Annotated in this window: 11 protein-coding genes; 4 read left to right on the top strand and 7 right to left on the bottom strand. The window is 37.2% G+C overall.

Annotated features, from left to right (window positions below; genetic code table 11):
* Nucleotides 1-104: 104 nt before the first annotated feature.
* From dhaM to ACZ5R4_RS19785, 7 genes are all read right to left on the bottom strand, one after another.
* On the bottom strand, nucleotides 105-497 hold the full coding sequence (dhaM, locus tag ACZ5R4_RS19815) for a dihydroxyacetone kinase phosphoryl donor subunit DhaM (RefSeq protein ID WP_109983637.1): 393 nt from the start codon (nucleotides 495-497) through the stop codon (nucleotides 105-107).
* A gap of 2 nt (nucleotides 498-499) precedes the next feature.
* Nucleotides 500-1,120, bottom strand: a complete 621-nt coding sequence (gene dhaL / locus ACZ5R4_RS19810) for a dihydroxyacetone kinase subunit DhaL (protein ID WP_054787151.1) — start codon at nucleotides 1,118-1,120, stop codon at nucleotides 500-502.
* Between the two features lie 12 nt (nucleotides 1,121-1,132).
* Nucleotides 1,133-2,125 carry a dihydroxyacetone kinase subunit DhaK gene (gene dhaK, locus ACZ5R4_RS19805; protein ID WP_464367876.1) on the bottom strand — a complete coding sequence of 331 codons (993 nt, stop codon included), beginning with the start codon at nucleotides 2,123-2,125 and terminating at the stop codon, nucleotides 1,133-1,135.
* 128 nt (nucleotides 2,126-2,253) lie between these two features.
* Complete coding sequence (locus tag ACZ5R4_RS19800) at nucleotides 2,254-3,906, bottom strand: glycerol-3-phosphate dehydrogenase/oxidase (RefSeq protein ID WP_109983639.1); 1,653 nt, start codon at nucleotides 3,904-3,906, stop codon at nucleotides 2,254-2,256.
* Between the two features lie 25 nt (nucleotides 3,907-3,931).
* On the bottom strand, nucleotides 3,932-5,422 hold the full coding sequence (glpK, locus tag ACZ5R4_RS19795) for a glycerol kinase GlpK (protein ID WP_109983640.1): 1,491 nt from the start codon (nucleotides 5,420-5,422) through the stop codon (nucleotides 3,932-3,934).
* 45 nt (nucleotides 5,423-5,467) lie between these two features.
* A complete protein-coding gene (locus tag ACZ5R4_RS19790; protein WP_109983641.1) occupies nucleotides 5,468-6,301 on the bottom strand; it encodes an MIP/aquaporin family protein in 834 nt (277 codons plus the stop codon).
* Nucleotides 6,302-6,534: 233 nt separating this feature from the next.
* The gene (locus tag ACZ5R4_RS19785; protein WP_054859818.1) at nucleotides 6,535-7,086 is read right to left on the bottom strand and encodes a glycerol-3-phosphate responsive antiterminator; all 552 of its coding nucleotides are present in this window, start codon (nucleotides 7,084-7,086) and stop codon (nucleotides 6,535-6,537) included.
* Nucleotides 7,087-7,451: 365 nt separating this feature from the next.
* On the opposite strand from ACZ5R4_RS19785, the gene ppc reads away from it, so the two are divergent.
* The 4 genes from ppc to ACZ5R4_RS19765 all read left to right on the top strand — a co-directional run bounded on the left by ppc (nucleotide 7,452) and on the right by ACZ5R4_RS19765 (nucleotide 13,129).
* The gene (gene ppc / locus ACZ5R4_RS19780) at nucleotides 7,452-10,202 is read left to right on the top strand and encodes a phosphoenolpyruvate carboxylase (protein WP_109983643.1); all 2,751 of its coding nucleotides are present in this window, start codon (nucleotides 7,452-7,454) and stop codon (nucleotides 10,200-10,202) included.
* 195 nt (nucleotides 10,203-10,397) lie between these two features.
* Entirely contained in the window at nucleotides 10,398-10,679 is a 282-nt protein-coding gene (locus ACZ5R4_RS19775; RefSeq protein ID WP_054859816.1) for a spore morphogenesis/germination protein YwcE, read from the top strand.
* Nucleotides 10,680-10,823: 144 nt separating this feature from the next.
* Nucleotides 10,824-11,951, top strand: coding sequence for a glycerate kinase (locus ACZ5R4_RS19770; protein WP_109983644.1), 1,128 nt, complete (start codon nucleotides 10,824-10,826; stop codon nucleotides 11,949-11,951).
* A gap of 227 nt (nucleotides 11,952-12,178) precedes the next feature.
* Nucleotides 12,179-13,129 carry a ribose-phosphate diphosphokinase gene (locus ACZ5R4_RS19765; RefSeq protein ID WP_109983645.1) on the top strand — a complete coding sequence of 317 codons (951 nt, stop codon included), beginning with the start codon at nucleotides 12,179-12,181 and terminating at the stop codon, nucleotides 13,127-13,129.
* Nucleotides 13,130-13,215 lie beyond the last annotated feature (86 nt).

The raw sequence follows: 13,215 nt of genomic DNA, 5'->3' as shown, positions 1-13,215 counted from the left end.
CTTATCCATAGGATCATATTTTTATACCTTCCTCAGAACAAAAATTTATCCCTCACTGCTCTAGAGATTTCTAGCATAGTGGGGGATATTATAGTTTTATAAATTCATGAAGAATGGTCTATTTTCAGCTTATCCAAACTTACCATAATTTCTTCTACTGTTTTCCCCAGATTTGCTTCCACCGCTGCGATATAAGAGCCTTCTACTAGTGGCACATCCTCCGCTATTTGTAGATTGTTCCTATCGACTAATTCCAGTACCATTTCTGCGTTCATTTTGGCGCTACCTAAATCATAGAGTAGAACAGCTCCATTCTCATTGCCGACTTGGTCGATTGCTGATTGTATCCTTTCCATACTCGTTCCAATTTCGCCATTCTCTGTCCCACATGCAAGAGCGATTGGCACATCTTCAATCACTTGATCAATCAGCTTTTTGATTCCTTCACCTATTTCGAAGCTGTGAGAAATAATAATGATCCCAGCTTTACCAGACATCTTCATCCCTCCAATTCCAATACTTCGACTAAAGCTTCAAAAATATACAGTGATGACATGGAACCAGGATCAACATGTCCTTTAGATCGTTCCTTTAGATAAGAGGCGCGACCTTTTGTTGCTATCATTTCTCTAGTATCCTCAATAGTTGCTTGGCAAACTTCTACCATGCCACCCCAATCGTTTACCTCTTCTTCCTCTAAAAAATCAGCTACTTGTGACCAAACGTCATACATTGTTTTTTCACCAAAATCTGCTTTACCTCGTGAATGAATCCCATCGACTGCTTCTTTAATTGCCTGCTTAAAAACATGCTCGTCCACATCTTTCCCTTGCATCGCAACGGACATTTTTAAAAATGCTGTTCCATAGAGTGGTCCAGATGCACCTCCAACTTTTGCCATCAGTGTCATTGCTGCACTTTTTAATACATCGGAAACCGAATCATAGTTTACATGATGGATCTTGGCAGTTACCTCTGTAAAACCACGAGTCATATTGATTCCATGATCACCATCACCAATTGCTTGATCTAGTACCGTTAATTGCTCTTTGTGCTCATCCATTCGTTTTTGTATTTCTTTCATCCATTCGACTGCTTGATCGACTGTTAAAATGATCATAATATCCTCCTATTAAACGTGAAATGCTATCGTTTTTACTTTTCGTGTTAAGAGATTTTTCAATTCTTGATCTAATTTTAATAAGGTTATCGAAAATCCTGCCATTTCTAAAGATGTCATATATTCTCCTACCCATGTTTGGAAGATTTTAATCTCCTTATTGCCTAAAAGTTCTGAGAGCTTTCGATAGACAATGTGTAGCTCCATTTCTGGTGTAGCTCCCAATCCATTGATCATTACTGCAACCTCGCTTCTTTCATAATCTATATCCGATAAGATTTTGTTGACTAAAATTTCCGTTATTTGATCAGCGGGTTTTAACGGAACGCGTTCAATACCTGGCTCTCCATGTATTCCAATTCCAATTTCCATCTCGTTTTCTGCTAATGTAAAACTTGGTTTACTAGCTGCTGGTACCGTACAAGCTGATAAGGCAACCCCCATAGAGCGAACATTCGCAATTGTTTTTTCCGCAATGCTCTTTACTTCTTCAAGTGAGGCACCATTTTCTGCTAATGCCCCCGCTATCTTGTGAACAAATACAGTTCCAGCTATTCCTCTTCTACCTATAGTAAAGGTACTATCTTCTACAGCTACATCATCATTAACAATGACTTGATCTACTTGGATCCCTTCCATTTCAGCCATTTCTTTGGCCATTTCAAAGTTCATCACATCTCCGGTGTAATTTTTAATAACTAAAAGAACACCTTTCCCACTGTCAACTGCTTTGATCGCTTCTAACACCTGATCTGGAGTTGGAGAGGTAAACACTTCCCCTACTACAGCAGCATCTAACATTCCTTTTCCCACATAACCTGCATGGGCTGGTTCATGCCCACTTCCACCTCCACTTACAATACCAACTTTTCCTTCAGCTGGAGCATCAGTTCGTACAACTACATTTGTATTCGGAAGCCTTTTCAAAAGATTCGGATAAGCTGTTACTAATCCAGTAATCATTTCATCGACAACATGATTTGGATCATTTATTACTTTTTTCAATCCGCTTCACCTCTACTTTCATTTTCTTTCATCGTATCGGAATTTAGATGTTTTTTCCACTTTTAATGTATCTGTTCCTACTTGATAATGATGGACTCAGTCAGAGCTCTGACTGAGTCCAATTCGGGTTATTCATTTGTTGGGTGTACTGCTTCATATAAGAGATTTTCAAGCTCTTTCGTATACACATCCTTTTGCTCATCTGTCCATTTAAAAATATGTTGCATTTCATCTATAACAGCATCTTTTTCCTGCTGAACCCAGTTTATGTCAAAGAAAAGCGCTCCTGTTCTTCGAATAAAGAAATCAACAGGTTTACACGTTAATTCGTGCTCTATACTATACAGAAGCATTGCCTTTGTTACAGGATGAATGTCTGAATCATCCTCTAAAGCTTTCTTATAATAGTCAAATAATTTTGGAACATTAGATCCATAGCGAAGGATAAGAAGTTTTGTCTCTTCCTTTGTTAGCCCTATCTTCATTCCGTCCTTAACCTGTTCTTTAGCATAAGCCACAAAGCCTTTTGAACCACCAACATCTCCACCTGAAATTGGTAAATGCTTCGTATTGCTCGGCTTAAATACCCTTTTTTCTTTTTCAATCATTTTATCAACAATTACTTTTACTACATCCTCTGCCATCTTGCGATATCCAGTTAGTTTTCCTCCAGCTATTGAGATAAGACCAGAGCTTGATTCGAATATTTCATCCTTTCTAGAAATCTCAGAAGGGTCTTTACCTTCTTCATAAATGAGAGGTCTTAGTCCTGCCCAGCTTGATTCCACATCTTGTGAAGAAATATCTAGGTTCGGGAACATAAACTGAATAGCATTTATTACATAGTCACGATCTGATTCGGTCATTGTTGGATGGGCAATATCGCCTTTATATACTGTATCTGTCGTTCCAACATACGTTTTCCCATCTCGTGGTATGGCAAATACCATTCTACCGTCAGGCGTATCAAAATAGATCGCTTGTTGCAATGGAAATTTTGATTGATCAAAAACAAGATGTATTCCTTTTGTCAGCTGAAGTGTCTTTCCTTTTTTCGATTGATCTATTTCTCTAATTGTATCCACCCACGGACCAGAGGCATTGACAATGTACTGCCCATGAATATGATGGGTCTCATCATTTAACTGATCCTTAATCTGAACACCAATAACCTTGCCATCTTCATAGATAAGATCATCTACTTTTGCGTAGTTCAGAGCAAGTGCTCCCTTTTCTACCGCTTTTTTCATTACTTCCATTGTTAATCTTGCGTCATCAGTTTTGTACTCCACATAATAACCGGCACCTTTTAGACCTTCACTCTTTAAAAGTGGTTCACGCTTGAGTGCCTCTTGCTTATTAAACATTTTTCTTCTTTCTGATTTTTTAACCCCTGCTAAAAAATCATACACCCTTAGTCCAATATTAGTGGATAACGGGCCAAATGTACCCTTTTCATAGAATGGAAGCATCATCCATTCTGGTGTGGTAACATGAGGTCCGTTCTCATAGACAATTTCTCTTTCCTTGCCGACCTCTGCAACCATTTTTACTTCAAATTGTTTTAAATACCTAAGTCCTCCATGAACAAGCTTTGTTGATCTACTTGATGTACCCGCAGCAAAATCTTGCATTTCAAAAACGGCTACACGAAGGCCACGTAGAGCAGCATCTAGTGCGATACCTGCTCCAGTTATTCCGCCACCAATAATAATCATATCAAGCGGCGTCTCCTTCATTTGTTGGTAAGTATTTTTGCGATTCAAACTAGAAAAAGTCATAATAGATGTCCCCTTCTTTTTGTTTTTATTTAAATACTCTGGCTGCTTCTACTGCCTTTTTCCATCCTGAGTACAGCTTTTGTCTGTCTTGATCGTTCATTTCACTACTAAATCTTTTGTCCATTTGCCATTGTGCTTGAATTTCCTCGCGATCCTTCCAATAGCCTACAGCTAATCCAGCCAAATAAGCTGCACCCAATGCCGTTGTTTCGATTACCTTTGGTCTTTCTACAGGAAGATCCACTAAGTCACTCTGGAATTGCATTAAGAAATTATTTGCAACAGCACCACCATCTACTCTGAATGATTTTACTTCAAGACCTGCATCATCCTTCATGGCAGCAAGTACATCCTTTGTTTGGTAGGCAATCGATTCAAGTGTTGCACGGATGAAATGTTCTTTTTGTGTACCTCGTGTCAATCCGAAAACTGCTCCACGTACATCACTGTCCCAATATGGTGTACCTAGACCAACGAAAGCAGGAACAACATAAACACCATCTGCTGATTCTACTCTTGTCGCATACTTTTCAGACTGTTTTGCATCTTTAAACATTCTTAATCCATCTCTTAACCATTGAATTGCAGAACCACCTACAAAAATACTTCCTTCTAATGCATACTCCACTTTGCCGTCAACACCACAAGCTAAGGTTGTTAATAATCCGTGGTCAGACTTCACTGGCTCTTCACCTGTATGCATTAACATGAAGCACCCTGTTCCATACGTGTTTTTCACCATTCCTTTTTCGAAGCATGCCTGACCGAATAATGCTGCTTGTTGATCCCCAGCAATTCCTGCAATCGGTACATTTTGACCAAAGAAATGGTAATCTACGGTCTCGCCGTACACCTCTGAGGAGGATTTTACTTCAGGAAGCATGCTAGATGGAACCCCCAGAATATCGAGTAGCTGTTCATCCCATTTCAAATCATAAATGTTATACATTAGTGTTCTAGAAGCATTAGAGTAATCGGTAACATGTACTTTTCCGCCAGTTAGCTTATAAATCAACCATGTGTCAATTGTCCCGAATAATAAATCTCCATTATCGGCCTTTTCTCTTGCGCCTTCCACGTTGTCAAGGATCCATTTCACTTTTGTTCCAGAAAAATAAGCATCGATTAGTAAACCTGTTTTATCACGAAAAAGATCTTGATGTCCTGCTTCTCTTAATCTTCGACATATATCTTCTGTTTGACGTGATTGCCATACAATTGCCTTATAAATTGGCTTTCCAGTATGTCGATCCCAAACAACTGCTGTTTCTCGTTGATTCGTAATTCCAATACCTTCGATTTGGTTTGCCTCAATATCTGATTTTCTCAGAACTTCTGCGATACATGATAAAACAGAGGTCCAAATTTCATTCGCATCATGCTCTACCCATCCCGATTTTGGAAAAAACTGCTCAAATTCTTTTTGTGCAACATCCACAATCGAGCCTTTTTTGTTAAAAATAATTGCTCTTGAACTTGTCGTACCTTGATCAATCGATAAAATGTATTTTTCCATTTTAATTCCTCCTCGTATCTTAAAAATCCTCTATATTAAATGTCTTTATACAACCTTGTCACTGGCTTTTTCTGCTATGTTTGTATTATTTTTTCTTAATTCTTTAGAGACAGCTACTATAACAATTACTAACACAACAGCTGACATGATCCAAAATAATGCTGTTATTTCCCCTAGGAAGAACGCATTATAAAATACGGCGCCATAAACACCACCAATAATCGGACCAAATACTGGTATGGCGGCATAACCCCAATCTGAGGACCCTTTGCCGATAATAGGTAATACTGCATGGGCAATTCGTGGACCTAGATCTCTTGCTGGGTTTATAGCATAGCCAGTTGTTCCACCTAAAGACACTCCGATCGCAACAATTAATAACCCTACGATTGCTGGATTGAGACCGTCTGTAAAATCATTAGCACCAATGAACAAAAGCCCCATAATTAATACAAATGTACCGATCATTTCACTTAATAAATTGGATGGCAGACTTCTTACTGCAGGATCTGTTGAAAAAACAGCTAACTTTGCCCCTTTATCTTCTGTTTTGCCCCAATGAGAAAGATATTGAAGAAATACAATAACTGCACCAATAAAAGCACCTATTAGCTGAGCTGTAATATAAGTCGGCACTTTTGACCAAGGAAATTCACCTATCGCTGCGAACGCTAAGGTCACGGCAGGATTTACATGCGCATCGGAAACATTACCAACAGCGTAAACTGCCATTGCCACAGCTAACCCCCAGCCAATCGTAATCACTACCCATCCAGCACCTTCCGCTTTTGTCTTTTTTAATACTACTCCACCAACTACTCCTCCACCGAAAATAATGAGGATCATAGTTCCAATTAATTCTGCCACAAATTCAGACACTTTACTCACCCCTTATAGTTTAAATTACCCTTAAAATTACAAGTCATAACACGAAATTAGTTAGAGTACAAAAAAAGTCCACACTAACAATATCCATACTTCCCCCAAGGAAGTACTAAATATTGCAGTGTGGACTCCATTTCTCCAACACATTCGTTAACTTGTTGCTTCTAAGCATAACTTATAAATAAAACGCTGTCAATCCTATTTTTTGTTTGAAATGCATCCCTTATTTAGAATTCAAATTCCCACAAAGCATTATTCGAGGTTGTGACAGCAATAGCTCCTGCATTAGAGGCTTGATTGGCTTGTTCTTTTGTATTAATTAAGCCACCTGCTATAACCGGAATTCCAGTGTCCACGGCGACTTCTTCTATTACGGAAGGTATAATACCTGGAAGGACTTCGACATAATTCGGTTTGGATTGTTCTACTAATCTTTTACTATTTTGCAAAGCAAGGCTATCCAATGCAAATAACCGTTGAATCGCTATTACTTCATTCTTTTTAGCTAATGCTATTACATTAGCACGTGTAGATATCACACCATCGACTTTTACGACACGAATTAAGTATTCCATTCCGTAACGATCTACTTTTAAACCATTAATCAAATCGGTATGAACTAAAACCTTTTTTCCCCGTTTATGTGCATAATTCACCATTTGATGAATTTGAGCTATTCTCGTTTCAAGTAAAATTAAGATTTCGAAATTACTATGGGCTATTCTTTCAAAATCCTTCATTTTTCTTGCTGCTGGTAAGACTCCAGATAATTTTATCAATGATTACAACTCCAATTCTATCTTCACTTTTTCTTTATTAATTAGGGAAATTTCTGAATATTCCCAATAAAAAATATTTGCGCAACCATTCGTTTTAGCTTAAACTAGTAATGTTCCTGTTTTTCTTTCCCCTTGATTATACATGATTCTTCTAGCTGTGGTAGCGAAAAATTATTCAATTCGACAAATTCATGTTATGATAGTAAAGGTGTCTATTTATATTCATTTCTAAGCCAATTCCTCTATCCAACTCCAACCAATGAAACGTTGTGCGATTTTCGCGCAAGGACGATCAACAATTCGTACTTAATTTTTACGAAATGTTCCATATCATACAACAATATTTTTGAAAGGAAGTGGGATAAATGGGAGTAAAATCTGACGAGAAAACAATTTCCTTACTTAAAGATGTGGAGTACTTAACGAAAATTTTAGATGATGTCTTATTACATGAAGGCGGAGAAGAATTATTAGATAAAATCAAGAAAATCCGTGAACTTTCTACAAATGTTCGTGATACTAGTACCCAGGCAACACAAAAAGAAATTAAGGAAGCAATCCAATCCCTTGATCCTAGTTTACGTCAAAATGTAATTCGAGCGTTTTCTATTCACTTACATTTAATCAATGTTGCGGAACAGAACTACCGGACTCGTCGTCGACGCGAATATCAGGCTCAAGATGCCAACATCATACAGCCTGGTTCACTTGAAGCGGGTGTGAAGCAATTAGTTGATAATAACGTAACCCCTGAACAAATCACTGAATTATTAGATAAGCTTTCTCTTGAATTAATTATGACAGCACACCCAACAGAAGCAACTAGAAGAACGATACTACAAATCCATAAACGGATTGCAAAACTATTAACTGCTTGGGATTATTCTTATACACGATATGAGAAAAAATTGATTAAAGAGAAAATTTATAATGAAATTACCATTCTTTGGCAAACACAAGAAATCAGGCAGAAAAAACCTTCTGTAATGAAGGAAGTATCCAACGGTCTTTATTATTTCTATCATGTCTTATTTGATGTATTACCTAGAATTCACGATGATTTAGAAGATCTTCTTTTTGAAAAATATAATCAACGTTGGAACATTCCATCCTTTCTCCGATTTGGTTCATGGATCGGTGGAGATCGAGACGGAAATCCTTTTGTAAAAGCAACTACTACATTCGAAACCATTAAACGTCATCGTCGATTAGTCCTTAAAAAATATAAAGATTCACTAACCATCTTAAAGGATCGTTTGAGTCATTCTGATACGAAGATTGAAGTGAGTAAGGAGCTTCGTGAATCCATAGAGTTAGATAAAAAAGCTTTAGGAGAAGAAGGATGGCATAAGGAAGACGAAGTGTATCGCGTTAAATTAGCTTATATGCTTAAAAAATTAGCCTATACTGAACAGGATGATGAACGAGGATATTCCGAATCAGAGGAGCTTTTAGCAGATCTTAATCTTATTCGTGATAGTATGAAACTGCATCACCCAAACAAGAATCCGGTTAAATTATTAAGAAAAGTTGCTCGCCAGGTAGATTTATTTGGATTTCATTTAGCATCATTAGATATACGTAACCATAGTGGTGAGCATGAAGCAGCACTGACAGAAATTTTTAATAATGTAAGCATTACAGATAATTATAAAAACCTAAGTGAAGAAGAAAAGGTACAAACTTTAATCAGTGTTTTAGAAAATCCTCGTCCTATGATCTCGATATATGATGAGTTCACACCGGAAACATTAGAGGTAATTGATACCTTCCGTATGATAAAACGGGCTCAGGACACCTTTGGATTACGTGCAATTGAAGTCTATTTAATCAGTATGACAGACAATGTCAGTGACTTATTAGAGGTACTTGTATTAGCAAAAGAAGCAGGACTATATCGCGTGTATCCTGATGGTAAAGTAGTAAGTCGTATACACATTGCCCCACTACTTGAAACCATTGATGATTTAAAGAATGGTCCAGAAATGATTCAAAAGCTATTAGATATTCCTTTATATCGTAAGCATATTGAAGCTCGTGGCAACCATCAAGAGGTCATGCTCGGGTATTCAGATGGTAGTAAAGATGGAGGAAATATTACAGCAAATTGGGAACTTTATAGTGCACAGCAAGAAATTCACGCTATTGCATCTAAATATGGAGTGAAGCTAAAATTCTTCCATGGACGTGGCGGTTCGCTTGGACGTGGTGGTGGTCCACTTTATTCAAGTCTATTATCACAGCCTCCTGTTACACTTGGAGATGGTGTAAAAATAACTGAACAGGGAGAAGTATTATCATCTAGATACCTTTTAGAAGACATTGCTTACCGAAGTCTAGAGCAAGCCACATCTACTTTAATTACAGGTATTCTCGGTATCAATGATGAAAGCTCTACTATGCAACCAACTCCAGAAGAAGAACAAGCAATGGGCATCATTTCAGAATATGCCTTGAAAAAATATCAATCCCTAGTATTTGATGAACCAGGATTTATTAAATACTTTAATCAAGCAACACCATTGCATGAGCTTGGTGATCTAAATATTGGTTCTCGTCCAATGAAACGTAAAGGTAGCGATAATTTGGAAGATCTACGCGCCATTCCTTGGGTATTTGCATGGACTCAATCAAGACAGTTGTTACCTGCCTGGTTCGCGACAGGAACTGGCTTTAAAAAATATCTAGATGAAACTAATAATTTAGAATTTTTACAAAATATGTATAAGCACTGGCCATTCTTTACGGCAACAATAGATAATTTACAAATGGCTCTTACAAAGGCAGATCTTGAAACAGCAAAAGAATATGCTAACATGGTCGAGGATCCTGACATTCGTGACCGAATATTTGGTCAAATTGAAGAGGAATATCATATAACAAAAGATATTATTTTGAAAATTACAGGACAAGAAGAATTGCTTGATAATAAGACAAATATTAAAGAATCAGTACGTGTACGTAATCCATTAATTGATCCGTTAAATCAATTACAGGTTCAATTAATTTCTAAACTACGGAACACAGATGAAAACAGTGAAGAATATCAAGAATTATTGTTGGAAGCTTTATTAACCATCAATGGTGTTGCGGCAGGTCTTCGCAACACTGGCTGATTCACTTTTCAAACCTTTGGGCATAAATTAAATGCTCAAAGGTTTTTTTATTTTCATAGGCGGGTAAAGAATTAGTAAGTTAGAAAATTAAATGTGTCTATTTTTTGAAGGAAAAGTTACAAAATTGTGAACAAGTGTGTTATACTGTAACTGGAAACACTTACAAATAATTAATTTGCCTATGAGGTGATCATGATGGATATATTATTGATATTCTTGTTAATATTTAGCTTTACACCATTTTTACTTTGGGGTGACAACTGGAAAAAAACAGCGTTATTCCAAATTCCATTTATTTTAGGTGCATGGTATACATTTATAAAATTTGTTTCCGTTGGTATCGCACCACATGAAAGTTACCTTTGGATCCTATTCTTTGCTAACCTAGTATATGGACATATTGCCTTTACCATTATGTTATTAGAAATGCGAAAATCATTAAAAGCACGCCAAGGCTTTGTTCAACATAATAATTAAAAATGAGAATTGTACATGTATGATCGAGAAGGTAAATAACACCTTCTCTTTTTATTGTTCAAATATTAGGGTTACTTGTTGTATGTATGCGCTACCTTCAGTATAATTTGAATTAAGTTCGTAATCTGTCCGAGGAGGATTAACATGAATATAATAGTTGCTCCAGATTCTTTTAAAGGAAGTTTATCCGCTACAGAGGTAGCTATGACAATAAAAAATGCTCTAGAGGAAATCGCTGAGGATACTGTTACAATTAAGCCAATGGCTGATGGTGGTGAAGGAACGATTGAGGCTATTCTGTCTTCTACTAATGGAAATGCTGTATCTGTTTCCACATCCGGGCCATTAGGTAATCCCATTGATACCTATTATGCTATCATCGATGAAAACATAGCAGTCATTGAAACCGCATTACATGCAGGAATTATCCAAGTAAAGGAAGAAGATAGAGATCCCAACCTAACCACCACTTATGGCATAGGAGAAGCGATATTAGATGCTTTAGAAAGAGGTTGTTCTTCATTTATTATTGGTTTAGGTGGAAGTGCAACTAATGATGGTGGACTTGGAATGCTACAAGCACTTGGATTAGAGGCATATGATGAAGATGGAAAGAAGCTCGGTCCCTTTGGACAAGACCTGTTAAACATCCACTCCATTAATTTATCAAAGCTTGATCCACGCTTAAAAAATACCCATTTCCAAATTGCTTGTGATGTCGACAATCCTTTATGCGGAGACAATGGAGCATCAGCAATCTATGGACCGCAAAAAGGGGCAACGGATGAGCAAATAACACACTTTGACGATGCATTAGATTACTTTGCCAATCTTATAGAAAAGGAATTCAATATAAACGTGAAAAATACCCCAGGAGCTGGTGCAGCTGGTGGCCTAGGCTTTGCATTTCTAGTCTTAAATGGACAACTAGAATCTGGTGCCTCCCTTGTAGCTAAGGCAATTCAATTAAAAAAGGCGATCACAAATGCAGATCTTGTTATAACTGGAGAAGGCAAAAGCGATGAACAAACCTTATTCGGTAAAGCCCCTAGCCATGTAGCTGATCTCTCTCAGCAATATGGGAAGCCATGTCTATTACTTTCAGGTAGCTTAGGTGAAAATAATGAACGTTTACGCGAAAAATTTGCTGGATGCTTCTCTATCACTAATCGACCACTATCCCTACAGGAATGTATGAAGAATAGTAAAACACTACTATCTGAACAAACAAAGCAAATTCGAACATTAATTAGTTATTTTGGGGTAAGGTAAGAATTCCATCCATGAGGTGCTAACATTCCTCAAGATTCCTCCGAGATAAAGAAGGATAACGAGAGCTTGTGGACAGTTGTGATTTTAGGATGAAATAAAACAACGAATTACTTTTCACCTCGAGCCTTTTGCTTTATGATTAGGTAGTTAGCTTTTTTTAATTACAATAAAATTTTCTATGAATTGTTTTATATTTGAAATTTTCACTAAAGTAGGAGGTTTTTTCCTTGAGCAATACTTATCATAATACTAATTTGAGAGTATTTAGCCTTAATTCGAATACAGAACTCGCAAAAGAAATTGCTGATAATATCGGAATTGAACTAGGCGAATCATCTGTAAAAACATTTAGTGATGGCGAAATACAAATTAATATTGAAGAAAGTATTCGTGGTTGTGATGTCTATGTCATCCAATCAACTTACGATCCTGTAGAGGATCACATAATGGAATTACTAATCATGGTTGATGCATTAAAACGTGCATCTGCTCGATCGATCAATGTAGTAATACCATATTATGGATATGCCCGTCAGGATCGAAAATCACGTGCCCGTGAACCAATAACCGCAAAACTGATTGCTGATTTAATCCAAAAGGCCGGGGCAAACCGAATGATTTCTATTGATTTACACGCTCCTCAAGCCCAAGGATTCTTTAATATACCAGTTGATCCAATCACAGCTGTTCCAATTATTGGCGAATATCTGTCAAAGAAAAAGCTAAAAGACATAGTTGTTGTGGCACCTGACCATAGCAGTGTATCACGAGCCAGACAGCTCGCAGATCAATTAAAAGCACCTATTGCGATAGTCGATCGAAGGGGGCCTAGAGATAATGCATCTACTATTAATGTTGTAGGTGAAGTGAATGGAAAAACCGCTATCATCATTGATGATATAATTGATACAGGTCGTAGAATAACGACAAGTACCATGACATTATACGCACATGGTGCAACAGAGGTTTATGCTTGTACCACACACCCGGTTTTATCCGGTATAGCTGTAGAGAAAATTGCTGCTTCTAATTTAGTAGAGTTAATTGTTACTAATACTATTCCATTAACCGAGCATAAAAAAATCGACAAGCTTACCCAGTTAACCGTAGCACCAATAGTAGCAGAAGCGATTATCCGATTATACGAACAACAATCTGTAAGCTCCTTATATACATAATCATAAACAAATGCACCTCCACCCGGACTTTATCTATATGATAAAAATCCGGGTTTTTTCTTGTTCATTTTCTCATGCACATTATT

The sequence above is a fragment of the Gracilibacillus sp. JCM 18860 genome, assembly GCF_055395245.1.
This window is presented reverse-complemented; position numbering and strand designations above follow the sequence as displayed.